Source organism: Bradyrhizobium sp. CCBAU 45321 (assembly GCF_028128975.1).
Lineage (GTDB): Bacteria > Pseudomonadota > Alphaproteobacteria > Rhizobiales > Xanthobacteraceae > Bradyrhizobium > Bradyrhizobium yuanmingense.
In genome coordinates this window covers 68334-95181 of the sequence record NZ_LFKZ01000118.1, presented here as the reverse complement: position 1 = coordinate 95181, position 26848 = coordinate 68334, and the positions used below count along the sequence as shown (strand labels likewise).

General features: G+C 58.4%; 11 protein-coding genes and 7 pseudogenes. 5 read left to right on the top strand and 13 right to left on the bottom strand.

Annotated features, from left to right (window positions below; genetic code table 11):
• Together ACM43_RS15510 and glmS are read right to left on the bottom strand one after the other, a co-directional pair.
• Positions 1-281, bottom strand: a pseudogene (locus ACM43_RS15510) (DUF736 domain-containing protein); the annotation flags it as partial.
• A 1396-nt stretch (positions 282-1677) separates the two neighbouring features.
• Positions 1678-3504: a glutamine--fructose-6-phosphate transaminase (isomerizing) gene (gene glmS / locus ACM43_RS15505; protein ID WP_271540957.1), complete on the bottom strand. Its 1827-nt coding sequence runs from the start codon at positions 3502-3504 to the stop codon at positions 1678-1680.
• 1473 nt (positions 3505-4977) lie between these two features.
• Here glmS and gmd point away from each other — a divergent pair.
• The 3 genes and pseudogenes from gmd to ACM43_RS15490 all read left to right on the top strand — a co-directional run.
• Entirely contained in the window at positions 4978-6063 is a 1086-nt protein-coding gene (gene gmd, locus ACM43_RS15500; protein WP_036031108.1) for a GDP-mannose 4,6-dehydratase, read from the top strand.
• Entirely contained in the window at positions 6044-7063 is a 1020-nt protein-coding gene (locus tag ACM43_RS15495; protein WP_036031105.1) for a GDP-L-fucose synthase family protein, read from the top strand. The genes gmd and ACM43_RS15495 overlap by 20 nt, the downstream gene beginning before the upstream one ends.
• A gap of 843 nt (positions 7064-7906) precedes the next feature.
• Positions 7907-9239 (top strand): annotated as a pseudogene (locus ACM43_RS15490) (IS701 family transposase); the annotation flags it as partial.
• A 46-nt stretch (positions 9240-9285) separates the two neighbouring features.
• Here ACM43_RS15490 and ACM43_RS15485 read toward each other — a convergent pair.
• From ACM43_RS15485 to ACM43_RS15465, 5 genes and pseudogenes are all read right to left on the bottom strand, one after another.
• Positions 9286-9804, bottom strand: a complete 519-nt coding sequence (locus ACM43_RS15485) for a hypothetical protein (RefSeq protein WP_193375219.1) — start codon at positions 9802-9804, stop codon at positions 9286-9288.
• A 1055-nt stretch (positions 9805-10859) separates the two neighbouring features.
• Positions 10860-11555 carry a sulfite exporter TauE/SafE family protein gene (locus ACM43_RS15480; RefSeq protein WP_225114359.1) on the bottom strand — a complete coding sequence of 232 codons (696 nt, stop codon included), beginning with the start codon at positions 11553-11555 and terminating at the stop codon, positions 10860-10862.
• Positions 11556-12097: 542 nt separating this feature from the next.
• A complete protein-coding gene (locus tag ACM43_RS15475) occupies positions 12098-15202 on the bottom strand; it encodes an efflux RND transporter permease subunit (RefSeq protein WP_036031113.1) in 3105 nt (1034 codons plus the stop codon).
• A gap of 695 nt (positions 15203-15897) precedes the next feature.
• A pseudogene (gene panC / locus ACM43_RS15470) lies at positions 15898-16581 on the bottom strand (pantoate--beta-alanine ligase); the annotation flags it as partial.
• 777 nt (positions 16582-17358) lie between these two features.
• The gene (locus ACM43_RS15465; protein WP_036031100.1) at positions 17359-17643 is read right to left on the bottom strand and encodes a transposase; all 285 of its coding nucleotides are present in this window, start codon (positions 17641-17643) and stop codon (positions 17359-17361) included.
• A gap of 734 nt (positions 17644-18377) precedes the next feature.
• Between ACM43_RS15465 and ACM43_RS15460 the strand changes: the two are divergent.
• Positions 18378-18642, top strand: a pseudogene (locus ACM43_RS15460) (IS3 family transposase); the annotation flags it as partial.
• Positions 18643-20647: 2005 nt separating this feature from the next.
• Here ACM43_RS15460 and ACM43_RS15455 read toward each other — a convergent pair.
• The 6 genes and pseudogenes from ACM43_RS15455 to ACM43_RS15425 all read right to left on the bottom strand — a co-directional run.
• Complete coding sequence (locus ACM43_RS15455) at positions 20648-21055, bottom strand: hypothetical protein (protein ID WP_141697712.1); 408 nt, start codon at positions 21053-21055, stop codon at positions 20648-20650.
• Between the two features lie 70 nt (positions 21056-21125).
• Positions 21126-21341: a cold-shock protein gene (locus ACM43_RS15450; RefSeq protein WP_074448271.1), complete on the bottom strand. Its 216-nt coding sequence runs from the start codon at positions 21339-21341 to the stop codon at positions 21126-21128.
• A 622-nt stretch (positions 21342-21963) separates the two neighbouring features.
• Positions 21964-22652: pseudogene (locus ACM43_RS15445) on the bottom strand (IS66 family transposase zinc-finger binding domain-containing protein); the annotation flags it as partial.
• Between the two features lie 93 nt (positions 22653-22745).
• The gene (gene tnpB, locus ACM43_RS15440) at positions 22746-23093 is read right to left on the bottom strand and encodes an IS66 family insertion sequence element accessory protein TnpB (protein WP_036031094.1); all 348 of its coding nucleotides are present in this window, start codon (positions 23091-23093) and stop codon (positions 22746-22748) included.
• Positions 23090-23491, bottom strand: a complete 402-nt coding sequence (gene tnpA, locus ACM43_RS38945; protein WP_036031090.1) for an IS66-like element accessory protein TnpA — start codon at positions 23489-23491, stop codon at positions 23090-23092. Before tnpA ends, tnpB begins: the two co-directional genes overlap by 4 nt.
• A 1839-nt stretch (positions 23492-25330) precedes the next feature.
• Positions 25331-25589 (bottom strand): annotated as a pseudogene (locus ACM43_RS15425) (transposase); the annotation flags it as partial.
• 194 nt (positions 25590-25783) lie between these two features.
• Here ACM43_RS15425 and ACM43_RS15420 point away from each other — a divergent pair.
• Positions 25784-26414, top strand: a pseudogene (locus tag ACM43_RS15420) (FMN-binding negative transcriptional regulator).
• Positions 26415-26848 lie beyond the last annotated feature (434 nt).

Genomic DNA, 26848 nt, shown 5'->3' with positions numbered 1-26848 from the left:
GCGTCTCACCCTGATCGCCACCGCGCAGGTTGGAGAGGATCGGAGCGGAAGCTCGGATCGTCGAGCTTGAGGCCGAGATAATCGCGGCCCTCGTTGGACCGCTTGGACCAGGCGGCCCCGATCTCCACACGACCGACATAGATCCGGTGGTTGAGAGCGTTGTTGCGCGAGCGACTGGCTTCGGGGACGATCCGCACGTTCCTCTCCTGGAGCGAGAGGGTGACGAATTCGCCTTTGAACTCGTTGTTGCCGGTCTTCTTGAAGGTGCCGATGATCGCCATGGTAGTTCTCCTTGATCTCTGTTTCCCGAGCCCGCACCTTGCGGCCTCGATGGTGATCGACAAGCCGGAGGCGATCGACGGCGTACCCCGAAGAGGCCGAAGCACCAGCGGAGAATGGAAAACCAGGCGAATTTCTTGTTTCGCAAGGAATGACGGCGCAGCCGGCAGGAGAAGAAATCGATCGGCGCCGTTGCGCCATAGTCGGTCGAGGCGTCAGCCGTCCTTCGGCCAGATCAATCCATCGAAGAGGCCGTTTGGCGCGCTCGATCCGAACAGAGCTGACATCAAGCAGAACGTGGCGATTTGCGGGTCCACTGAAAGAGCTGGCGCAACCGAATCCAATGTTGATTAGCTCTCTTCATTACAGGTAGACGGATCTCCGCTTCCGCGATCGCAGGTCGGCTGGACGCCCCGTTGACGAGAGCGGCTAGCCATATCTGTGATCCGTCGCCGTTTTGGTCTATGCCGCACAACGACTGCCACGAAACTGCCACTCTGCGATGATCGGTCGGGCCTCGACGCTCGGGCTGCTCTGAGTGTATCTGAACGACAAGACTCGCGGGCACGCTGAATGCCTGCTCCGGTCAACTCCTTTCAATGTGACGCTATCTGCCGTTGCCAGGCCTTTCTCCAGCCCGCCCTGTAGCGGTTACGACCTTTTGGTCCATTTCCAGTTGCGTTCGAGGAGCGGGACAGCAATTCCCGTGCCGAGAATGAGCAGCGGTTCTTCTGTCAAACAGATCTGCGGCACCGCGGTGGGAGGCCGATGCGATCGCTCGCCCACCAACCGGATTTGCCAGTCGTGCTAAATCCCGCGTCGCCGCAACGCTGGTTGATCCTGCTATGCGAGCGGGTCGGCTGTCGCTGCGCCAGATAATGGCCAATAGTACTCGCCTGTCGCATATACAGCCGGGGGCGCCGCGTCCTTCCGGTACGGCGAACCATCTGCTTGATTCTAAGCCCTTGACCTTGCGCGGGAGTGTCCGGTTTCCAACAATTCTTTTGATGACAGGCAGCAGGTGTACGGCGCCTGTGGCCCAACCGGATTCAATGAGCCGTTGATACGCGCGATCTAAGGGAGAAACTGGACTGCTAATCGCAATCCCCCCGGGGGCGAAGCGCATGCTCAACTTGCCCCACAGGGCGCGCATGCTGGCAATTGGGCAAAGTAAGTTGTCGCGCGTATGCGCTTCCAGTGAATAAGCCGCGACGGAGCGGCCCGAAGCTGTCTGCACCGACTTGCTCGTCGGCTTCGGCATTATACGACAGCTACGCAACTTCGGAGACAGCAAGATTGAGAACTTGTCCGGTTTCGTTTCCACGAACTCGACGCGACCAAACACAAGCCAACACCTCGACGCGGAGGCCTCAATGCTCAGACACTAACACTGCGGCCTCATTCGACAGTCACCGATTTTGCGAGATTACGCGGCTGATCCACGTCCGTGCCCCTTACGAGGGCGGTATGGTAAGCCAAGAGCTGAACCGGAATAGCATAGATCATCGGCGTAAAGCTTGCGACCACCTCCGGCAGCACAACGGTCATGAGTGTGTCCACCGTCGCTTCCAAAGCACCCTTCGCATCCGTGATTAGGATGATCTTGCCGCCCCGAGCGGCAACTTCTTGCATGTTCGAGACGGTCTTCTCGAAGACCTCGTCGTAAGGCGCGATCACCACCACAGGCACGGTCTCATCGATCAGTGCAATCGGTCCGTGCTTGAGCTCGCCGGCGGCATAACCTTCTGAGTGGATATAGGAAATTTCCTTCAGCTTGAGTGCGCCCTCCAACGCCAGGGGGGCCGATGTGCCCCGACCGAGATAGAGCACGCCCCTCGAGTCGGCGATATGACGCGCGAGCTTCTCGATCTGCGGCTCGATCAACAGCGCCGCAGCAATCAACCGCGGCACTTCGATAAGCTCACGCACGAGCTTTGATTCATCGATCTCAGACAGCTTACCGCGCTCTTTGCCTGCTGCGACGGCAAGCGCCGCCAATACCATCAGCTGGCAGATGAATGCCTTTGTAGAGGCGACGCCGATTTCTGGCCCCGCCAGTGTCGGCAGAACGGATTCACTCTCGCGCGCAATCGTCGAGGTCGGGACGTTGACCACAGATATCGTGTGCACGCCCTGGCCCCTGGCGTATCGCAACGCAGCTAGTGTGTCAGCGGTTTCGCCCGACTGCGAGATGACGATGGCGAGATCACCCCGGCGCAGAGGCGCCTCCCGGTAGCGGAACTCGGACGCTACATCGATCTCGACAGGCAAGCGCGCCAGCCGCTCGAACCAGTATTTGGCGATGTGCCCGGCATAGCTCGCCGTGCCGCACGCGGTAATTGAGATGCGCTGAATGGATTTAAAGTCGAACGGCAATGTGAGCGGCAGGGCGACGCGCTTGGCCGGCATGTCGAGATAATGCGCCAATGTCTTGCCGGCCACTGTCGGCTGCTCGTGGATCTCCTTGGCCATGAAGTGGCGATAATTCGCTTTGTCCACAAGGAGTGACGATACGCCCGACTTTGATGTTTCCCGCTGGACGACGGAGCCGCCTGCGCTATAAATCACGCACGTCGTGCGTGTAAGCACCGCCCAGTCGCCGTCTTCAAGATAGGTAATGGTGTCGGTCAAAGGCGCGAGCGCGAGCGCGTCCGATCCTAGATACACTTCACCGTTACCATGTCCGATCGCAAGGGGCGACCCCTTGCGCGCACCGATCAAAAGATCGTCTTGGGCCTTGAAAAGGAATGCCAACGCGAAGGCACCGCGCAGCCGCGGCAGCGAAGCTTGTACCGCATCCTGCGGCGAGCAGCCATTCTTGAGATAAGATTCGACGAGATGTGCCACCACGTCGGTGTCCGTCTCTGAGCCAAAATGGGCTCCATTGCCCTCCAGCTCGGCCCGCAGCTCGCTGAAATTCTCAATGATCCCGTTATGAACGACCGCTACGTTTTCCGTCGCATGCGGATGAGCATTGCGCTCGGTCGGCTTTCCATGAGTAGCCCAGCGGGTGTGACCAATACCGGTGCGACCCGACGGCGGACAATAGCGCAGCCGCTCCTCAAGGTTTCTCAGCTTGCCTTCAGCGCGTCGCCGCTCGATACGGAGCCCCTCGAGGGTCGCAAGGCCTGCGGAGTCATAGCCACGATATTCCAATCGCTTGAGCGACGCGACCAACTGCCCAACGACCGGACCACGCCCCAAGATGCCGACAATTCCACACATATCGATCAGTGCTGCCCAAGTTCAAGAAGCCCGACATTCCCCCTCACGGGAACCCCGTTACGAAATTCGCTTGCGATAACAGGTGTGAAGTTCGGGTTTTGTCGCGGCCGCCAGTATCGCCGCCGCATTCACAAGCGTGAGTTAGATCTCTTTCAGCCATCATCGCTTCGTCCGGCTACATTCCGTTCTTGGCTGCCCATCGAGTACAGACTGGGATGCGACTGCGAATAGCGTGACCGCTTTGAGAAGAGCCAGAATGCAGGTGCGCTTAAACGGTGGTGCGACATCCAATCCCGACAAAAACAGACTTGCTCGGGTTGCGACGATAGCTGTCGTCGTCGCATAAAGCCGCTGCGAGGCCATATCGCGCAAATAGTCTGGCTCCTTAGATTAAGGACATTCGAACCAGATTGGCAGCCAATTATGCTACGATAAAACATCTTGTCTTGTTCGGCTCATCATCATCACTGTGAGCCATTTCACGACTTGCCGCTCAAATTCTCAAGGAAGTGAGCAGCGAAGCCGGCGAACCGGGCGGCACTTGAGTGGCAGTAACTGAGTCCTTGCGTGTCACTCATTGACTGTCGAGAGGCTCACGTTCCGTCTCAGCTGCGCTCCATTGGGCAGATAGAAAGATGAAACCTGCCCACGGCTTCTACATGGTATGCTGCCGATATATTTGCGCCGCCGCTCTAACGTGAATTGTCCTGTGTTACTGGAAACATTTTTCCGGCGCGGGTTTAAGAGACTCATCATTCTCGGTCCGAGGCAAGTTACGCTCGTCGAGACTAAACGATTGGCAGCGAAGCTCTATTGTACGAACGTAAACTTTCGATTATCGAAACGTTCGAGGATCTATACCAATGTTTGCTACTCTTTCTCATTTTGCCTTGCGTCGACCGTCCGCTGCCTGCCGCGAGCTGGATCTTGGCAACGGCGCTGATTACGGTTGAGGAGTCGACTGTCAAGACCGGGTGTTCTGTCCGGAAGTTAACGGTACGGGCGCCTTGTAGACTGCGAATTGACGCGCAGGTTTGACTGTGTGCTGGCTTGCATCCGTCATCCGACAAATGCATTGACGACTACGGCCTCAGCTCGTCGCTCTCCCAAGCCAGGGCAAGACCACGCGAATGCGTACGTGCGACTGAGGATAGATAAGGAGCACAGACCCTCTGCTTCTATCTCATTGGAGATAGCGCCCTGGACAAGCGCGCCCTGGCGCTCGCAATGGCGATCGAATCCATCTCGCCTACTTAGGATCATCGCGGACATCAGCCAGGATGCGAGCGTTAGTTGACTTTATATTTTGAAGATGAATGTGTTGGCACTCCAGTCCAATTTAAATCAATGTATATAGTGCGCATTCCTACATGATGTTTATGACTGACGCTAGCGATCGCTTTCCTAATTGCGAGTGGAGCGGGCTTGCACATCTAGATTCCTCGAGAAACGGCTTCGCAACCAAGAGAGACCATGGCGGCTCAGGACTCAAAGCGGCGCGTTGCGCTGATCACCGGCGTCACCGGGCAGGACGGCGCATATCTCGCCGAGTATTTGCTCGGTCTCGGCTACACTGTGCACGGGATCAAGCGCCGGTCGTCCTCGTTCAACACCGCGCGCGTCGATCATCTCTACCAGGATCCGCATGCCGGCAACGTGCCGTTCCTTATGCACTATGGCGACATGATCGATTCGACCAATCTGATCCGGCTGGTGCAGGAGATCCGGCCGACCGAGATCTATAATCTGGCCGCCCAGAGCCACGTCCAGGTCAGTTTCGAGAGTCCGGAATACACCGCCAACGCCGACGCAATCGGCGTGCTGCGCCTTTTGGAAGCGATCCGCATCCTCGGCAGGGAAAAGGAGACGCGGTTCTACCAGGCCTCGACCTCGGAGCTTTACGGGCTCGTGCAAGAGGTGCCGCAGAAGGAAACCACGCCATTCTATCCGCGCTCGCCCTATGGCGTCGCCAAGCTTTATGGCTACTGGATCACAGTGAACTACCGTGAGGCCTATGGCATGTTCGCCAGCAACGGCATCCTGTTCAACCATGAGAGCCCGACCCGCGGCGAGACCTTCGTGACGCGCAAGATCACCCGCGCCGTCGCCCGCATCGAGGTCGGCCTCGAGAACACGCTCTATCTTGGCAATCTCGACGCCAAGCGCGACTGGGGCCATGCCCGCGACTATGTCGAGGGCATGCACAGGATCCTGCAGGCCGACGAGCCTGGCGACTTCGTGCTCGCGACCGGCGAGACGCGGTCGGTTCGCGAGTTCGTCGAGCTGGCGTTTGCCGAGGTCGGGCGCAGCGTCGAATGGCGCGGCAAGGGCGTCGAGGAGATCGGCGTGGACAAGGCGTCCGGCAAGACCCTGGTGCAGATCGACCCGAGCTATTTCCGTCCGACCGAGGTTGATCTCCTGATCGGCGACGCCGCCAAGGCGCGCGCGAAGCTCGGCTGGGTTCCGAAGACGCCATTCTCGCAACTGGTGAAGGAAATGGTCGCCAGCGATCTCGTCGAAGCCAGGCAGGGCGCGTCCAATGGCAAGCACGGCTTTTGAACTGAAGGGCAAGACGGTTTTCGTTGCGGGTCATCGCGGCATGGTCGGCGCGGCGCTGATGCGCCGGCTGGCACGCGAACAGGCCGATCTCTTGACCGTGTCGCGCAGCGAGCTCGACCTGCGCGACCAGGCCGCGGTGAATGCCTGGTTCGCCGCGAAGCGGCCGCAAGCCGTGTTCCTCGCCGCCGCCAAGGTCGGCGGCATCGTCGCTAACAACACGCTGCGCGCCGAGTTTCTCTACGACAATCTGGCGATATCGAGCAACGTGATCCAGGCGGCCCATGCCACTAGATGCGAGAAGCTGATGTTCTTCGGCTCCTCCTGCATTTATCCGCGCCTGGCGCCGCAGCCGCTGCGAGAGGATTCGATGTTGGCGGGTCCGCTGGAGCCGACCAACGAACCCTATGCCATCGCCAAGATCGCCGGCATCAAGATGGCCGAGGCCTATCGCAGCCAGTACGGCGCCGATTTCATCAGCGTGATGCCGACCAACCTCTACGGCCCCGGCGACAATTATCACCCCGAATACAGCCACGTCGTCGCCGCGCTGATCCGCCGCTTCCACGAGGCCAAGATTTCGGGCGGCGGCAACGTCGTGGTGTGGGGCACCGGCACGCCGCGCCGCGAATTTCTCTACGTCGACGATCTCGCCGATGCCTGCATCCATCTGATGAAGACCTATTCCTCGCCGGAATTGGTTAATATCGGCACCGGCGAAGACATCAGCATCGCCGAGTTAGCACTCATGGTGGCGGCTGCCGTCGGTTTTCGCGGTGAGATCAGCTTCGACGCGTCGCGCCCGGACGGCACGCCGCGCAAGCTGCTCGACGTCGGGCGGCTGTCCGGGCTCGGCTGGCGCGCCACGACCTCGCTTGAGGACGGGATTCCGCTGGCATACCGGGCGTATCGCGCCGACAGCGATGGACGGCACCAGAGTGATCTGCCTGTTTCCGATAACGGGCCGATCCTAGTATCAAGCGGCGGTGAACGTCCAGCCTAGCTGACCTCACGTAACAATCAATTTTGCTTCCCAGTTGACAAGCGTTCATTGTCAACAACCGCGCTCAGTTGGACGCCAAGAACCCGAGTGACGCGGTGTATCCTACTACGACACAGCCAACCGAGTTTCAGGAAAAGGAGAACGCCATCATCGAGACCTGCTGCCATCAATTGAGAGCTCATCGACTCTAAGCCGCTAAACGCCGACCGGTGGACTATCATTAGCCAGAAGCGTTCTCGTGTCCCTTTCCTCTCGACCACGGCTTAGCCATGATCTGTCATCATCCTCGCCGACAGCTTAACGATGGACGTGAGCGCGCCTAATATCCCGAACGACAAGGGAAAGCCAAACATGTGTGCCACGAGCCCGATGCCGGCGGGCCGATGAGTATACCCGCGTCCGGCTGTCGTGATGACCGCGATCGCAACGCCTGCTGGCATCACTTTCTGTTGCCGGCGCGGCGACACAGTACGGGTACAACATTTGAAATACCCAATCCAATAAGCAGGAACCCCGCCATAGCAGTCAACGCAACGGGACGGCCACACAGCCAAGAAGCCTGTCACGATGGCAGAGTCCCGAGCATCAATGTGGCACGGTCGCCGATTCGCGCCACCACGGCATCTCCGCTGAAACGCCCTGCGCTCATTACGATTGAGAAGAGCATACAGACAATGCCCCGTGCGTCTCCGCGAGAAGATCTCGTTCAACGAGAAGCAAAAACGCTCCAATCGAGCATTGCACCTTCAACAAGAAAGGTGATGGACCGAGCACAGCTATAGCACTACTTTGGCAGATTTTTGATTTAGTCGCGTTTTCTAGGATTCCCGAATCAATTTTTCAATGATTCATGGGTGGTCGGCTCTTGGAGGGCTGACCATGCCGGGATGGGAAGACGAACTCGAACCCTGGCTGATGCCGTTCTTGGCCCGACTGGGTCATAAGACCCGGCAGCGGATGTGTCCTCTGTATGTTGCGGGATTGATCGGTCCTGGCGATCGCAAAGCGTTCAGCCGATGGCGGAACGCCTTGCCACGAGCAACTACGACCAGTTGCACCATTTCATTGCGGATGGTGTCTGGGACGCGACGCCGCTGGAGACAGAGCTGCTCGACCAGGCGGACCGACTTGTCGGCGGCAGGGATGCGGTGCTGATTATTGATGACACCTCACTGCCGAAGAAGGGTGAGCGCTCGGTCGGTGTTGCGGCTCAATACGCGTCGGCTCTCGGTAAAACGGCAAATTGCCAAACGCTGGTGTCTTTAACGCTTGCGCGCGGCGAAGTGCCAGTGATGATCGCGTTACGTCTCTTTCTGCCTGACAGTTGGACAAGCGACGTGTCTCGTTTGAAGCGCGCTCGCGTGCCAGTCGAACACCGAACGCCACGGTCCAAGCCGGAGATTGCTTTGGCCGAGATTGACCGCGCGATGGCAGCCACGTGCACTTTGGATGTGTGCTAGCGGATGCAGGATACGGCCTCAGCGCGCCGTTTCGACAAGGGCTAACAGAGCGCGGGCTGGCCTGGGCTGTCGGCATCCCTCGGCACCTGAAAGTGTATCCGGTCGATGTGAAGCTCATTTGGCCGATTACCAAGGTCCGCGGGAAACCACGAAAGCACCACGTGCCTGATATCTTATCGATTGCGGCAGAACAAATGCTGGCCAGCGCCAAATGGAAAACCGTGAGTTGGCGTAGCGGGACGAAAGGTCGGCTCAAAGCCCAATTTGCTGCTCTCCGTGTCCGGACCGCCGACGGCCCTCCGCAGCGGATATGGGATAAAGGTCAGCAGCATCTCCCAGGCGACGAAGCCTGGCTCATTGGCGAGCAACGTGCCTCCGGGGAGAAGAAATACTATCTCGCCAATCTTCCGGCGGCGACGGATCTGCGCACGCTGGCCGCAACCATCAAGGCACGGTGGATTTGTGAGCAGGCGCATCAGCAATTGAAGGAGGAGCTTGGACTTCTTCGAGGGGCGATCATGGCAAGGTCTTCATCGCCACGCCCTGATGACAATGATTGCCTACGCCTTCCTGCAACATCGTCGCCTCGCATACGCGGGACGGAAAAAAAGAATCAACGGGCCTCCGCCTCAACCAACCATGCCCGCCGTACGTCACGCCATCGTCGATCTCATCCTTCGGCCGCCGTCTCAGCAGTGCCCATATTGCCGAAAGCCAAATCCTTGAAAAACGATGGCGCAAACACATTCTGCCAAAGTAGTGCTAGCAACACACTGCGAAGGGGCAAGACAAACAATGATCCCTCTGTCTCGAACCCGTCGCGAGCAACCCCGGCCAGGCCGACACAGTCGCGATCGTCACTAGCGGCGAACAGACGACCGTCAAGAAAAGCGAGCCAAGCTGCAGCGACAGGAAAGAGGTCACGGCGGCAGAGCCGGTGAATTCCCCAATGCTGTACTGGGCGTGAAAGCCGGACATCAATGGACGGCCGGTTGCGCGCTCCAATTCAATCGGATGAATGTTCATGGCTACATCGATCGAGCCGAGTGAAACGCCGAAAGCAAACAACGTGGCACCGAGCCTGACAGGTGTGTCGGCAATTGCAAGGCACGGCAGGATGATCGCGAGTCCAACTCCACCGCGAGGATAGGGGGCTTGCTGCCATACCGCATTCGACACGCTGGTCGAAAGCATCGCGATGACGGATCCTGTTCCGAGACAGAGCAGCAGTAGACCAAGCATGCGGTCATCCGTCGCGAGCTGCTCCTTGGCGAGCGGCACTAAGGTGCTCAGGCCGCGAGGCCGAATCCGGCCACAAAAAATGTCAGCCGCGTCCCAAGCAGGCCGGCAGACCCATTGGCAGATGGTATCACGGGCGCTCCTGACAGAACGGGCTCGCGAGCGCGGCGCCCCTCATCCTGCGATGCGTCGCCTGCATAGCGGTTCGACGATGATGGCCTCAAGTTGACGTTTCTTCATCCCTGCAAATGCGATGCCGTCACAAATACTGGACTACGTCACAGGGCGAGCGACAAGTAGCAGTGATCGTCGAGCCCGTGAATGCGGTGTTTCGGCTGATCTTTCCCGGATGAGCCAGCCCATACGAGGGTGATAGTTTTTGCTGGTCTGCGACAGCCGCAGGCGCAACGCTCAGTATGGCCTGTCGCAAAGCCTACAAAGCCAACTGCGGCCCACGCCTCTATGTAGTTGGCGCTAGCACGGCTGTAGGTTTTCCGACAGCTTTTGCAAAATCGGAAGCTCTCACGAGTAACGGCGCTGACTCGCAAGATCAACACAAAGAGGACCGCTATCACATCGCAAGCGGTCAATGTCGGCCCGATACCTTTGATATTCGATCGTCCTGGTTTTAGGTGGCCAGATGGTTCCCCGCGCCGCGCTCGATGTGTCGTGTCTCGAATCGTTCGTTTGTTCTGGACCAGCGGGTCGCCGCCGGCACAGCCACTTCGATTCAGTGTCCAAAAGTTCAGGGCTGTCCTGTGATCCCGAACTCGCGGCGCCGGTGCCCTGGGCTGTCTTGGGGCAATCAACCAGATTTCCATGCCATCATTGTCGCCGCCGAAGAGAGGGGCGTCGATCAGGTCCAGGACGCGCGCGCATTCGATACCGAGGTGCCCGCAGGCATCGTTCAACCGCTTATATCCGCAGTTCGCCGAGACCGTCGCTCTGACCAAATCGGACTGTGCGTGGTAAGGAACAAGTATAGCAGGCAGAGATCGATCAGTATGGCCGCCGCCATCACGCTATAAGCCCAGGCGCTCTGCACTAGATCGAGCTCGATCAGCACCCGTGACAAACCGAAGCCCACGATCCAAGCGTCAACGCTCATACAGATGCGTCGTCTCCGGATCAAGCCGACGAATGACGTAGGACCCCAGCGGGATGCCAAGCATGACACTGGGTATAAAAACATAGAGCAAGCTGCCGCTTTCGGAAATGAACAAGCCGAGCTGATAATAGACGAAGGCGGTCACGCTCGATTCCGCCACGCGAACCAGCGCTAGACCGGCACGAAATTCGTGTTTGACCAAGCCCTGGTTGTTGAACAGCATCGCCAACGGAGGGCCGGAGATAGTCGTCACCGAATAGAGGATGCCCAGCATCCACCCGAATGGCAGGCCGATCAGCCAGCTTGCTTCGATAGGGCGGCGCCAACCTGCAGCTTGCAGCAGGATCAGGGGCAGGATGATCGTGTAGGTGGCGAATTTGATCCAGCCCGGCTGGAGCGAGGTCAACGCGTAGCCGCCGAGCGCAATGCCCGGCAAGAGTCCAAGCAAGATGGGGAACACTCGTCTCCAAACCACCCGCACGCCCTTCAGATTGATGAGGAGGACGTAAACGTTGACGAAGACCTCGATGGTGACAATGGCGGGGTTGAGAATGCGATTGGTGTAGAAAACCAGGGCAAGGGGTACAGTGAGCGACGAAAAGCCGTAGCCGATGGCTCCATTTACAAAGGCCGCAAAACACGTCGTTGCGGCCAGAAACCACATAGCAGCATCAAACTCAGGCATTTCCTTAACTTTCCCACTCCGGAGGGCGTCGGTTCACGCGTCGGGGAACCAGCGCGGCCATTGGTCTTCACGATTGCGGCGGATCTGACCACTCGCTTAGCCCGCCCGTCTTCACACTGGCAGTGGCCGTTGTCCGCGTTCAGCAGTTGCTCTTGTTCTCGACTTCCGTCGTACAACAGAAGCTGTGCTGCACTTCCCAGTAACTACGATCACTCAGCAATACGTGTCAGTCTGTTTTCGGTTTGTCGATCAATGGTCCTCGTGTCGAAAGCCGTAAGTGCGTCGGTCATGGATGCGGGGGCTCCTGACGACCGTTCCCACGGAATTGAACTCGTGTCAAAATCCTAAGCGGTTCAGTGTCATCCTTTTTTTGCCTAGCAAAGCAACGCGGGCAGTCAGACGGAAATTCTCCTTCAATAGCGCTTGGGATAGTTGGCAAGGCCACTTTTATCGGGCGAGCATAAATTCTCTCCTCCCCCAGCGTGAACCGGTCGCAGGCTCCTTCGCTCGCCACACTGAGCGAACCTGGATTGAAGTTATAGTCATCGCTTGGCCAGCTGGGCATCAGCAGCGCTGGTGAGGTCAAGCTCGGCGGCGATCTTCGCGCGGCCGGAGCTCGCATCGGCACGGTGATCGGACGCGACCGCGACATAGACCGCCGGCAACACGAAGAGCGTGAATAGCGTGCCGACGGACATGCCAGCGACGAGCACGAGCCCGATCGAGAAGCGGCTCGCGGCGCCAGCTCCCGTTGCAGTCAACAAGGGTATGAAGCCCGTGACCATCGCTGCCGTAGTCATCAAGATTGGACGCAGTCGGACGCGCGCCGCCATCTCTATAGCCGAGCGACGGTCAAGCCTCTCCTTGAGCTGCAGCTCATTGGCGAACTCAACCATCAGGATGCCGTGCTTGGAAATCAACCCGACCAGCGTCAACAATCCAACCTGAGTGTAGATGTTCATAGTCGCCCAGCCAAAGAATGGCGGGATCAAGGCACCGACGATTGCCATCGGCACGCTGATCATGATGATGAGGGGATCGCGCAGACTTTCGAACTGGGCCGCAAGCACCAAGAAGATGATGATGATTGCAAAAGCAAAGGTAAGCGCCAGTTGGTTACCCTCGTGCACATATTGGCGGGCATCGGCGAGAAAGTCGTGGCTGAAGCCTGCGGGCAGTTTTTTTGCCTCGGTTTCCAGGAAGTCCACAGCCTGACCGATCGTGACGCCGGGCATCGGCACGGCCTGAAAGGTCGCGCAGTTGAGCTGATTGTAGTGGGTGAGCGCGTTCGGATCGGTCGCAGTCTCGATGGAGACTACGGTAGACAGCGGGAGCATCGCCCCCGTCGCAGTCTTCACATAATAGCTCCCGATTGCTTGCGGCGCCAGGCGTTCCTCACGTGGCACCTGCGGGATCACCTGGTAGGAGCGCCCCTGCAGATTGAAGCGATTGACGTAGTTTCCGCCAAGTAAGGTGGCGAGCGCGCTACCGATGGTCTGCATGGTGATGCCAAGCTCGTTGGCCTTAGATCGATCAACCTTGATTCTTACCACCGGCTGGTTGAACTCGAGGTCGGAGTCGCTCACCATGAACAGACCGCTCTTGCGCGCGGCATCCTTCAGCTTCGACATCTGCTCGTAGACGGATTGGAAGCCAAGCGTCGAATTGATCACCATCTGCACTGGTAGGCCACCAGAGCCGCCGGGAAGTGGCGGCAAGCTAAAGGCAAACGCGTTAATCCCTTCGATTTTCGACAGCTCGGCTTGGACAAGGGACTTTAGGGCGGTCGATGATCGCTTGCGCTCGTCCCATGGCTTGAGCAACATGCCGGCCAAGCCACTCTGCTGGCCGCTAACGCCGTTGAGCACGAAACTCAAATCAGTCTCGGAAAATTTCTGTAACGCTTTCTCAAGCTTGGTACCGTAGTAGTCGAGGTAGTCGATATTGGCGTATTTCGGCGCCTTGATTAGAGCGAATACGATACCTTGGTCCTCCTCGGGTGCGAGTTCCTTGGAAATATTCATATAGAGAAAGCCGACGAGGCCCAACATGGTCAGCGCAAACAGCCCGGTAATCGGACGATAGTCGAGCGAGCGGTCGAGTTTGCGGCCGTACCATCGTGTCATGGCGCCGAACCCGCGGTTCACAAATCTTGCGACCCGCCCCTCCTCAGCGCGCTGCAGGAAGAGCGAGCACATCATCGGCGACAGCGTCAAAGCGATCACGCCCGACACGATCACCGCTCCGGCTAGCGTAAACGCGAACTCGCGGAACAGCGCACCGGTGAGGCCGCCGAGAAATCCGATTGGGGCGTATACCGCAGCCAAGGTAATGGTCATGGATACAACGGGGCCGACGATCTCTCGCGCGCCCCTCGTAGCAGCTTGGACAGGCGGCGCACCTTCTTCTAAATGGCGATGAATATTCTCCACCACCACGATCGCGTCGTCGACCACGAGACCGATCGCGAGAACCATGGCAAGAAGGGTCAGGAGATTGAATGAAAACCCGAGCGCCAGCATCATGCTGCAGACACCCACGAGCGACAAAGGAATAGTGACTACAGGAATGATGACCGACCGCAGCGAGGCCAGGAACAGGAAGATCACCACCACCACGACAACGACGGCCTCAATGAGCGTCTTCTCCACTTCATCGATCGATGACTGAATGAACTTGGTGGAGTCGTAGGCGACTTTCATCTTCAGTGACGGCGGCAAGTTACGCTCCATCTCTGGAAACAGATCCCGAACGCCTCGCACTATGTTTAGCGGATTGCCTTGCGGGCTCGCCTGAACGCCGATAAAGACCGCGTGCTCGCCGTTCATGGCGACGCTGATGTCTGTGGTCTGCGCGGCAAGCTCGACTACGGCAATGTCCTCCATGCGCACAAAGCCGCCGTCATTGGCTTTGACGATCATGCGCTTAAAATCATCAACACTCCGCAGATCCGTGTTTGCAGTGACATCGGAGATAGTGAAATTGCCCTTGGTCTGGCCGGCCGCGGCCTGGAAGTTGTTAGCGGCGATTGCCGCCGAAACTTCAGCTGGCGACACGCCGTGCCCTGCCATTTTCGTAGGATCCAGCCATAGCCGCATCGCAAAACTCTGGCCGCCCAGGATGTCTGCCGCTGCGACGCCATCGACGGTTGCCATAACGGGTTGCACGACGCGCGAGAGGTAGTCGGAGATCGCGCTTGCCGTCAATTCCTCGCTGGAGAAGGCGATATACATGACAGCGGTGGTCTGACCGGTCGACTTAGTGACGACAGGATCGTTTGATTCCTTGGGGATTAAATATTTGACTGAGTTGACCTTGGAGAGCACCTCGGTGAGCGCCTCGCTGGGATCAAAATTCAGCTTGACGTAGACTTGGATCGTCGAGGTACCGAGCACCGATGAGGAACTGATGTAGTCGACGCCCTCGGCGGAAGCGACTGCCTGTTCCAGGGGAGTCGTGATGAATCCCTGGATCATGTCGGCGGAGGCGCCAGGATAGGAAGTCGTGATATTGACGACCGTATTAGATAGCTTGGGATATTGCCGGATCGGCAGTACGGTGGCCGCGCGAAAGCCGATCAGCAAGATCAGGAGACTGACGACAATAGACAATACCGGACGTTTGATGAAAAGCTCGGTAAATGCCATCTCGACTCGCATTTCCAGAGGGGGATGCAAATACGCCAGCAAATTGCGGTGTACAGCAATGATCATCAATGCGGCGACTGCGCTAAAGCCCGTAGTATGAGGGAAGCGTTGTCGGCTACTCTAAGGACTCACACGTTGCTGAGCATAGCGCGCCCAATCCTTCGCTTCTTCATCTTCGTCGCTTGAATGAAGGTTGGTTGCGCTGTTCTGATCAATCATCGCGATCTCGAATAGTGGGCACCTTCTTAAGACACAGCCCCCTAGTGTTTTTTCGTTCAACCGGCCAACGGTCAGACTCAAGATGTTTGTCCTCACACCTGATTGGAACGCAGCGACTTCTAGCAAGGCGTCACTTCGAGCTTCGCGCCGACCCGTCGATCGAATGATGCGGATTCGACATCGAAAGTACACACGACCTGACGGGTGCTCAACTCTACAAAGGTAAGTGGGCAATATAGAATGGGCTACAAAACGCTATACCAAGGTTTGTCGAAACGCTCGCTGGTCGCAGCCCCGCGAAACTCGTGAACTTGCCAGACGCAAAGTTCTCGGTCCTACAACATTCCGCAAGCACCCCACTCGCATCGCTAACTCGCTGAACAACGTCGGCTCGGAGTTCGCCCTTGGTACGGAAAAGTTGGCTTGAGCACTTCTTCCAGCTCAATATGCTCCGTAATGTTGGGCTACGCAGTGTGCTACGGAGTTGGCAACGCCAGTATTACGTTGTCAATCAGCCGGGTCGAGCCAACGTAGGATGCTGCACAAAGCGCCGCGGGGCGTCGCAGTGGACTGTCGGCGGCGTTGAGCGTGTCACCGTCCACAAGTTCAAGATACTGGAGTCGGTCAACTGTCTCTAAATGCCCCTTGGCGATCGGAATTAGCCTTTCTCCCCAGCGGAATTCATCGAGCGCGGCGGAGAGTCCACGATTGATCGCAAGGGCCCGCTGACGTTCTTCCTTGCTGAGATACCGGTTGCGACTGCTCATCGCGAGCCCATTCTGCTCGCGAACGGTCGGTACGGGACGATCTCAATTGGGAGATTGAGATCAACCGCCATGCGACGCACGACTGCGCATTGCTGAAGATCCTTCTGGCCAAAAAACAGCACGTCGGGCTGCACCATGTTCAACAACTTGCATACGACAGTCGCGACACCGCGAAACTGTCCAGCCCTGAAGGCTCCGCAAAGAGGTTTGGCGAGGTCGCCCGGTTCAATGAAGATCTCGAAATGAATCGGATAAACTTCCTGTGCATCCGGCGCAAAGAGGAACGCAACACCGGGCGTCGCGGCACAGTCCCTCATCCTGCAAGAAGTCGCGCGGGTAGGTGCCGAGATCCTCGTTCGGTCCGAAATGAGTGGGGTTGAAGAAGATGCCGACGTTCGATCGCCGGGCTCAATCAACCCAGCCCGGCGTCAGATCGTGCCGCCGGCCGACTGAGCGCATAGCCGCGCGCCAAAATGCGCGCTTACCATCCTCGTATGCCGGCGGGCCCGGAGGTCGACGTCGCCTCTTCTACTGAATGAAAGAGGCGGCCTCAGTTAGTGGCCTTACTTAGCCAAAACCAGGATCGCAGTCGAGCGCGGCCTTAACGTCAGAAGGCGACTCTTCGCTTAAACCATTTCCTTGGTAGGCCAATGTAGTAGCCGCGCCTCCGAAGTTCCGGCTCGGACCTGTTGAGCGTTTCGCAAATGGATTCCACAGGCGCGCCTGCGTCAACAAGCTCGCGCAACAGTTCATCTTCCCGTTTGGTCCAGCGAGGAGAGCGGAGGGCCACCTTCAAGTTAACCTCTTAGCCCTGAATTCATGCGGTTCTAGAGAAGAACTGTCCGCCAGCCCCGGGCCAGCCTGTTCCGTGCCGAGCGCATTGCCAAGCTTGGTCTGCGATCTCCGCGTTCGCGTTCTGGTGCGCAGTACAGTCCAAATCAGGATGACGAAACTCATCTGAACAGGTTTAAGTGTGATCAACTGTATGGCCTCCGCGTCCTCGGCTATCCCAGTGATCGTGTCCTCCTCAAAAATGCCAGCGGAGGAACTCCTTCGAAAGCTATACGTTGGCATAGCCGAAGCTGGTCCTATGCCGACGACATTTTGGAGCCACTAGGACTCACCCCGACCGTGACGGACAACCTGTGAGATGGGCGTGCGGCCTTGGAGTTAACCTGCGTGCGATAGCCTATCGCTAGGATCGCCCGCCGCGGGCAGAACCGGCAGTACCAAACGATGCAGTGGACCGGGCGCCTTGGTCGCAGCCAAGGCCGCCTCGACTAGCATGGCGCGCGCATAGTTGCGGCCGATCTTGCTGATGCGGCCGTGATGGGCAGCTCCCAGTCCCGACAGCCGCATCCGCGGGTTGAGCCCGAAATCGCTCGCCAGCTTCTGGAGGCTGTTGAACCGGCTGATCCTGCAGCGCAGTCCGCGTGATATCAATGCGGCCTGCATGTGTCGTGCGTATCGGGCTGCCCGCACCGTGCTTCCGGTGCCTCGGCTTGGACTCCTAGCTGTCGATGCACGCAGGTCGCTTCCGGAGCAGCGCGGACGTGCCTCGGCGCCCGAGTGAGTGAGAACCCGACGCTGTCCCTGCTACGCTCGCTAGCTGAGCGCGCGGCATCAGCTTCAGCACAACTCCGAAAAGGCTGCTCGCGCCTAACAACTCTCGGTTCCAAATGACCTGACGGGAGCTGCGGGCGACACGACAACTACGGATTCCGACTCTCGGCGCAACCGGGCGAGTCAGAGGCGACCAGCTGTAAGTTCTCGGCTCATCGTGTCTGGCAGGAGGTGCGAATGCGACGGGTGATTGGCATTCACCGAACCTCGGGGAACTGGTTTTTTGGGAGGACGGCAGTTTCACATGGGCCTCTGGCGGTGCTGAGTGCAAAACACGATCGACAGCGGGATTGGCTTGCAGGCCTTGAGCCAGCTTAAGGCCGTTTTCCCAATGCTGTTTGCGGACCGTGAGGGTGCGTAGTCTCAGCAAGGCCAAATGGATATCTCTGGGCCCGGCGACCTCTCCGAACTGATGAGGGCGCGCCCCTAGCGCCGGCCATGCGGCGTCATTTGCTGTCGCATCCCGAGGAATGCGTCGGCAACCAGCGTGATATGTGGTGGCGGCGTGAAAGTAGCGGTGTCGCCCAGGTATTATCCATCATCACGAGAGCACCCGACTGCTGCGCCAGCACACGAGCGAGCAGTTCCAGCGCCTGATGGCCGACCATGGCATCGTTTGCAGCATGAGCCGTTCCGGGAGTGTGGGACAATGCGGCGACGGAGAGCTTCTTCTCTTCTCAAGACCGAACGGACGGCAGGAAAGATTTACAGAACCAGAGACGAGGCACGCGCCGATGTGTTCAGCTAAACCGAAAGATTTTACAACAAGACCCGCAGGGACTCGACCACGCCTATGTCAGCCCGGTTGAGTTCGAGCGCAAACGGCTTTAGCTGAACCCGGTGTCCATTAAACCGGCAGCAGCTCAGTCGGTGCTTTCGCGTTCGAGGGTCCAGGAGACGCGGCGGTGACAACTGCTATGCCTTTTTGATGAACTTGCGCCGGGCATGCGCAGAGAGACAAATTGTATAGAACTGGAAGCGCGGCAGAATAGTCAGTGAACGTGCACACGCCGCGCCCGTATCACCACGGCTGTAGTGCCGGCTTGTCTGCATCCTCGCCAGATATGCTCGGGGGCCCGTTTCTACGTGGCTGAGGTGAGCGCCCGTAGTTGCCCAAGCTTGGCGCGGGCAATCGTGTTGATGCGCATGTGCCCATCTCGTGCGGCCATTACCACACTGATAGCGCGCCCTTACGCCGTGGGCCAGCTACCGATCCTGGTAGGCGTCCCATGATCGCTCTTGGCGCTACAATTCCCAGCACGTGGGAGCTTGAGATACTCCCGCGAAGGCGAGGTGGTTAGCGTTGTTATGGCGAGGTTGGCCACTGAAGTTAGTGGGGCGTGGTAGGGACAGCGCTTTTTCGGACCAGCACAAGCGCGGAGTCACGTCGTGGCTAACTTCACCGGCAGCGTGGGCGCGGCAGGGACAGCGTCGAGTTCACTTGACTGAAGGCGCCGAGTCGCGCTGCGCTGCCGTCGATATCAAAGGGGTTAACCCGGTAGTTAGCTATGAAATGAAGGTATGAAACATACGGCGGGCTAGCCGAGATCATTATCGTGCCGAGAGGATGCGCTCTCCTGTCTGATGGTCAGGTTTTAGGCCAGTATATCTCGCCAGTCATAGCAGCAGAAGAGTTAGCAAACGGGAGATGTCATTGGCCGTGGGCTGGAGATCCTACAAAGATGGGTATCCCGCGAGACTTGTCTGAGTGGCAAAGCATCCCATAGCGCCGCGTCGGCTATGAGCACAGTGGTGAAACGCGATCGAGCTCTCACCCAGATTAGCTCGCTACGCGATCTGACGGGATGGGTTCGGATGGACTGTGCTCGGCGTTGTGACCGGACAGGCCGCATGCCAGGCCGACGTCATCTTCACGCGGCTTTTGATGAAGGACGCTGCCGATTTGGCCGACGCGCTGTCTTGGATCTCGACTTTGACAAGCATCGTCGATCGCGCAAGTTATGGCAGGGGCGGACTGCGCCCGTCCTCCAGCCCGACTTGATCCCCCCAACTAGCTCTGGGACGATCTGAAGAGCATCTGTTCGTCGATAGGAACGAGCGCTCGAGTACGGCAACAGATCACCGTATTCCTCCACGATAAGGCGTCAAGTCCGGGTTGATTCGAGCCGCAATGGACGAGGACGGCACAGTAAGACTTCGAGCATGCGAATCCTCAACTCGACAACGCTCGGCTCCTTAAACAGTGCCAACGTCTGCTCGATTAAGTCCGGATGGGGAAGCGCGTCCGCAGTCCAGCCGAGTCGCACCAGCGTATCGGCCAAGCCGCCAAACCACATAGCGCTAAGACAGTATGGCAACCGCTCCCAGGAGAACAGCGCGCCAATACCATTTCGCCGGATTGAGCAACGGAACGACGGTAAGGCGGAACCCGATTCTGAAAGCGGCGTCTGCGAAACGAAATCGGCGTCAAGTACGGCGACAAAGGCCGTGGAAGGCGGCAAAGAGTCGTAGGGGCAGCAGCATCAGAGCCCATAGCGCGTAAGAAACCGACGGAATTGTGCGATCGGACCGCCGGTGAAGATAACGCGTCCAGTACTCCCAATCGCGCAGCCGAGATCTGGCTCTCCTGCGAGATCTGAAACAATCACGGTGACATCAAAGCGCTGGAGGTGCTGCGCACTTGGACGCAGCAAAGGAGCATCATTGTAGGACTCCCGATGAAGACTCCGTCGCGGGCTGACGCGAGTTCGGCCTCGAGGTAGTTAACTCGATCCGAGAACTCGATCAGCGGCTGGCCGAGCTTAAGGTCGAGAGCGAGCAAGTTTCTCGACCGGCAAATCATGCCGCGCCTGTTCGTGTCTGATCTTCGCTACGCTCAACGCCGGCGTTGTTGGCATGTCTGGAACATACCGATGGCCAATACACGCGGCGTGGCTAGGATCTCGTCAAGATCGTCGACTGCAATACGCTGAGCGTCACCGCGGGCGTTGCCGAATCCCGTGTATGATAGTCTTTCCGTCGGCGCGGCCGTCCAGTTTCGGTTGTTTTGGGGACGATCGTATTTGTCCGAGGTCCGTGCCGAAACGCTGCCGTCAGATGATGCCGGCGTCCTAAAATGGTCCAACATCTTCGATTCTTCATCGAACGATTTTGACCAGGATTGCTCAGCGACATCCAGGTGACACGTCACTACGCCAAAAGGAGTCTTGGAGTCGGCGAGTTTCTTCAAAAGGTCGACCTGAACGTAAAGAGAGGAAGCCGTCAATATTAATGCGCCCTGCAAGGGAAGCGCTCCTGCATCGCCGTTCCGATATCAAATGATAAGCAACGCGTGCTTCAGAAAATACGGCATCTCAATTGATTAGTCTGACCTCGGCGGCTCTGTACTTTGAGCGGCGTTTGTTGAAGCGACGATCGAAAGACACGCGCGTTCCCGGCACCAGATCAGCCCCTGTGCAGTCGCGAAGGTCCGAAATGTGCACGAACAAATCCATGCCGTCGCAATTGTCCGGTCTGATGAAGCCCCAGCCCGTCTCAACACTGTAGGAGACTACCGTTCCAGTTTGCATCTCTGATCTAGCGTGTGTTCGAGGCTATGGCATGGCCGCTTAGGCGCCGGAGTCGCAAGCCACAGCAAATCGGCGGGGCGGACCAGACGCTCGCGGCGCCGAGCCCGCCCCTAACATCGCCGTATCTGGAGCAATACGTGATGATACCCCTAACCAAGCAAGGGCCGTGCCGAATTGAGAATTGGAGGTTCTGCAGGGACTTCGTAGCGGGGCTGCAGGGTCAAGTTGTCGACATTCGTTTGAGAGCTGACGTCCGTCGTCAGACAACTCCTTGAACCAGCTGCAATACATCGAGGCGGCAATGCCTTCTGGGCGGCAGATCTCGAGATGTTCTCCTTGCCGCGCACAGCACCATGCGGATCCTCTCTTCCGCCGACTGCCGGCGGGTCTGTCGCCTAAGGTCTTTTTACAGTTTGTTCTGCCGGTGCTTTGCCCGGTCCGGGTTTCTGTTTCATCTTCGCTCCCGCTGGCTACGATGAACCAGGAACCCTCCCTCCGCAAAATCACACTGCCTGTTTCACAGGCCCTGATGGCCAACACTCTTTAGGTCAGCGTGGCGCCTCGGCTGGCTAAGTGCCGCGCAAGGTCGTAACCGTCCGGTGAGGACCGCGGGATAGTCGCACGGCTCGGAGCCGATCAGGCAGGTGCCGACCTGGTCGGCCAGTGTCGACAGGCTCAATCGATGCCCTCCCGCGCATAGCGCTCGCTCTGCCGGTTCAAGGGCTGATGCTGGCCAAACTTCTCGAACAGGATCATGGCCAGGAGGTTAGGTCCGGCAAAGCCGCGCGGTGTCACGTGGAAGGGTGCCGGCGGCTGGGTGATCGTCTCGCAGTCCCGGCACGAGAACTTCTCGCGCACCGTCTGGATCACCTTCCACTGCCGGGGAATGACCTCCAGCGTCTCGGTTATATCTTCGCCCAGCTTCGACAGCTTCGATGAGCCGCAGCAGGGACAGCTCTGCGGCGCGGCGACCACGATCCGCTCGCGCGGCAGATGATCGGGGAACGGTTTGCGCACCGGGCGCTTGCGCTGGAACGACTTGACGGTCTGCGTGCGCGCCGCGGCCCTCTCAGCCGCCAGCTCGTCCTCGGTTGCGGTTGCTTCCAGCTCTTCAAGCTGAAGCTCCATCTGCTCCAAGAGCCGTGCCTTGCGCTCCGAGCGGCTGCCGTAAATCTGGCGACGCAGCTTCTCGATCTCGAGCTTGAGGTAGTTGATCAGTGCCTCGGCCGCCTTCGCATTGGCAGCTTCCGCTTTGGCACTCGCCGCAACCGCCTCCGCTTCCAGGCGCGCGGTGCGCTCCGCGAGGATCATCGCATGCGCGGCGGCAAGATCGGTGGGGAGCGATTCAGATGTGGTCACGATGGTGATGGAATCACATCCATGACGATCCGCAAGTTCAAAGCCTCATCCGACCGCTGTCGGCCGCCACGTCTCCTGTGGGTGCCTCCAGTCAATCCCGGACAAGAGGTAACCGAGTTGCGCCGACGAGATCGTCACCACACCCTCGGCCGGGCTCGGCCAGATGAAGCGACCCCGCTCCAGGCGTTTTGTGAACAGGCAGGCGCCCTGGCCGTCATGCCAGATCACCTTCAGCAGGTTGCCGCGACGACCACGGAAGCAAAACAGGTGGCCGCCCAGCGGATCGCGATGCAGGATCTCCTGAACCTGCAAGGCCAGCGACGGAAAGCCCTTCCGCATGTCGGTATAGCCGGTCGCGAGCCACACCCGCACGCCGGCCGGCAACGGGATCATCGTGGCCGTCCATCAGTCAGCGCCGCCACCACTGCGGTCAGCGTTGCCGCGTCCACCGCGCCCGTGATCCGCACCCGAGCCCCGGCCGCGAACTCGATCTCGATCGCGCCGTAGCTTCCGGAGGCCGCGATCAATGGTTGCCTGTCTGGCGCAAGCGAGACTGCTGCAAAACGGACTTCATCATCCTGCCGTTGCGTCGGCTCACGTCCGCAAGCGAGGACGCCCGTGCGCGCCTGCCGCCGCCAAACCGTGATCAGATTGCGATGGACGTCATGCCGTCGCGCAACCTCGACAACACTCGCTCCAGGTGCCAGACTCTCTTCCACGATCCGAAGCTTCTCGGCCGTGGTCCACCGTCGCCGCCGCTCCGGACCAGACAGAACAGTTACCGTCGTCACGTTTGCTCATTTGCTTGCAAATTAATGAGCAAATCATCTCATGCCCCACCGCAATCCGGGAAGGCGGCCCCGGCCGGAGGCTTACGCAAGGTCAAGCGCCGGAAGTAGTGCATGTCTAGGACAGTTCGCGAAGCTGGACTGGCAGGCCCAAGCAAGCATGGATCATTTGCGCCGGACCAAAACCACGCCGCACCCCACGTGCGCGTCAGTCGGCAATCTGCACGTTTTTCGCTATGGCGAGTAAGGTCTCGGCTTTGAGGCTGCCGGCCCGGAAAGCTGTCGTAGGCTCGTGGCTCAACAACGGTCGCCTACTGTGCAGATTAGGCTGCTTCGCCGGATCATGCATCCTGCTGTAAGACGGGCTCGGCTTGAAGACTGTTAACGGTCTTTTGAACGCTTCCGGAAATGCGCAGCATCTTCTCGACTGAAACAATCTAAACGGCAGGGGACACTGCTTCGGTGGCACTCCGAGGCAGCTCGCAATACTGAACTCGCTTGAGAAGCCGCGTTCTCGAGAGTGAACCAAATCAATGTCCATCGTTCATGGCAGCCGCTCGTCTTGTTAGTTCTTGTGCATGGTGGAATCTGCGCGAAGTTGATGGATGCTAGAGAGAGCAACGATGCGGGTATTCGAGACAACGCAAATTGGCCGGCCCGCTGGTGGGAAGTGCCTCGGAGATTCCAGGCCGAAACGCGACACGAACCCGGTGCAGACCGTCGCGCTCGATGCACCAGGTACTATCGCATCGAAACGTGAAGGCGCCAGCTTTGAAGTGACAGGGCTTCGTAGGTGCGAGCTCAAATGTTTGAGTATTTTCCTGAAAGCGCAGGTATGATCACCATCATTGGCTGGGAATTTCTTGTTCGAAGCCGCCCTCCATCTCAGCCAGCTTCCGGAACGTGCGGAGGTCGACACGTCCGCCTGAGGGAGTATCAATATAGTCTAGGTCTACTCCCGATCTCTCAAGACACTCCGCCTTACACAGGGCTTCTCTTGCGCTTAAACTCTGAACCGAAAAATGCTTCCGGCTAAACCCCGTTCGGTGACACCTAATACTGTAGGGCACGGTTCCCCCTCCGTTGAGTTCGACAGTATAACCAACTTCCCGTAACAGTGCGACCGACCATTCTTGATAGGTCCGTGCGGGCGCGTTTGCGCGATCACCGAGGCTCTTGAGCTTCAAACCGACTTTCTGAAGCAGAACTGCGAGATCCTCTCCACAAAGTGCCAGACATCCGTCGAACTTCATCTGAAGTGAGTCAGAGCCAGTACGCTGGATGGCTACGGTTATCGTCTCAAAGTCTGTCGGACCGGCAGCAGAACGAGAAATGTTGCGATACGGTTGCGCTACGATCTAGGCAAGGGCGCAATTGTGCATCTGCCGAAGGAATATTCGCATCACTCCAATTGACTTCAGCGATTCCCTGCCTGCGAAGCACGTCGTAGTGAGGTGAAGAACGTGGAAGTCCTGCCGCACTGAGCCGAAAGCGGGAATGCTGTTCAAACTGCCACCTCATCCCTTTCGATCGGATCAAAGTGGCAAAGCGCCCCGTCGGGCCACTCCCGAACCGCTGCACCTAAGGACATAGGTATGTTGCCATCAGGCGATCCTTGTTGGCCTCCAGAGCGAATCTCGAAGGGGATTGATGCTGTGCGGCAAGGTCGGCGTGAAGGCGCTTACCGAAAGCGTCGCCCGCGCGTGTCATTTGCGACCCCTCGCATTGCAAGCCGGACCGGGGGGAAGCTTCCCGCATTGCGCAAGATGCTAACGTCGGCTGGTGGGCCAACCGCGCGGAGATCGGCACGAGGCAGATCGGCGGCGTGGGCGGCCCCTATCGCTTTTTTGAAAGCAGCTCGCGAAGGGCGGCGGCGTCGAGCATCTGCTCGGCCAGAAGCTTCTTCAGCTTCGCGCTCTCCTCTTCCAGCGCCTTCAGGCGCTTGGCCTCAGAGACATCCATGCCGCAGAATTTATCCTTCCAATTGTAGATCGTCGCTTCGGAGATCCCATGCTTGCGAGCCAGGTCAGCCGTTTCGCCCAAGCCTCATCCTCCTTTGATACCGCGATAATCTGCGCTTCCTGAACCTTACTCGCCTCATCTGTCCGTCCTTCTTCGGGCCGGACTCTAACTCCTTCTGGACGAAATACTTCGTGGCAGGTCACGTCCCAGACAAATCCGAAATCGCCACGTCAAAAAGAGGAAGCGGAGCACCTCTACGCGAGCTACTGAAACTGGCGGTTTTCTAGCATCTTGACTTGGGTTTATCTGGACAACAGCCAACGGAGACCCTCTATGTACATACCATCCCACTTTCGAGATGACGACCTCGAGAACATTCGAGCGACAATCCGTTGCGCCCGATTGGCCAACCTGATCACAGCGACATCAGATGGGCCACTTGCGACGCCTCTTCCGCTCTTCCTCGATGAGAGCGAAGGCAAACACGGCGCACTGTACGGGCACCTGGCGAAGGGCAATCCGCAATGGCGCACGGCCCCGACTGGAGAAGCTCTGGCGATCTTTAGTGGCGCAGAGGCTTATGTGACACCATCCTGGTATCCCCAGCGAGCGACAAGCTGAACACGTGGTGCCCACATGGAATTACATCGCGGTCCACGCCCATGAGCCGATTGAGTTCTTCAAGGATCCCAAACGCCTGCTTCAAATCGTGACGCGTCTGACAAATGTCCATGAGGCGTCGCGTGCGACGCCCTGGGCCGTCAGCGATGCTCCCGCGGATTTCATTGCCGTCCAGTTTCGTGAAATCGTCGGCGTACGCATCCCGATCACCATGGTCGAAGGCAAGCGCAAGATGAGTCAAAACCGCCCCGCGCCTGATCGCGTTGGTGTCGCCACCGGCCTAGCGGCGAGCAAACTGGCACGGGACCAGGAAGTTGCGGCTCTTATCGTGGTTCAGGACTAAGACGATAATGTGCATGACCATGGTCAACAGCGCCGATCGACATTACATCTGCAGCTCTCGCACGCTCCAGCGGCATTAGTAGAGATTAACTCGGGCATACAATTACCTCGCCAAGTTTACTAACCGAACTGTCAGCCCGGGCTTACCGCGCTGTAGACACTTGTCCGTATTCTGACAGAGGCACAATCTCGTGTCAGGTCCAGTACAGCGCGCATATCGAAAGTCCATTAGGCATTGTGGCTTGCCAGCGCCGCCCGGCATGGCCATTGCTCAAACAAATCGATCCAAAAACAGAACCACAAAAGCAGCAATGCGCACGCTCTCCAAACCCCATCTCACCTCGGAAGAACGGTCCGCCCGTTCAGCTCGCTGACGCGCGTTGCACCCCTGCCAACTCTGTTCGGACATATCCACCGCGACCACTCCAGACATGT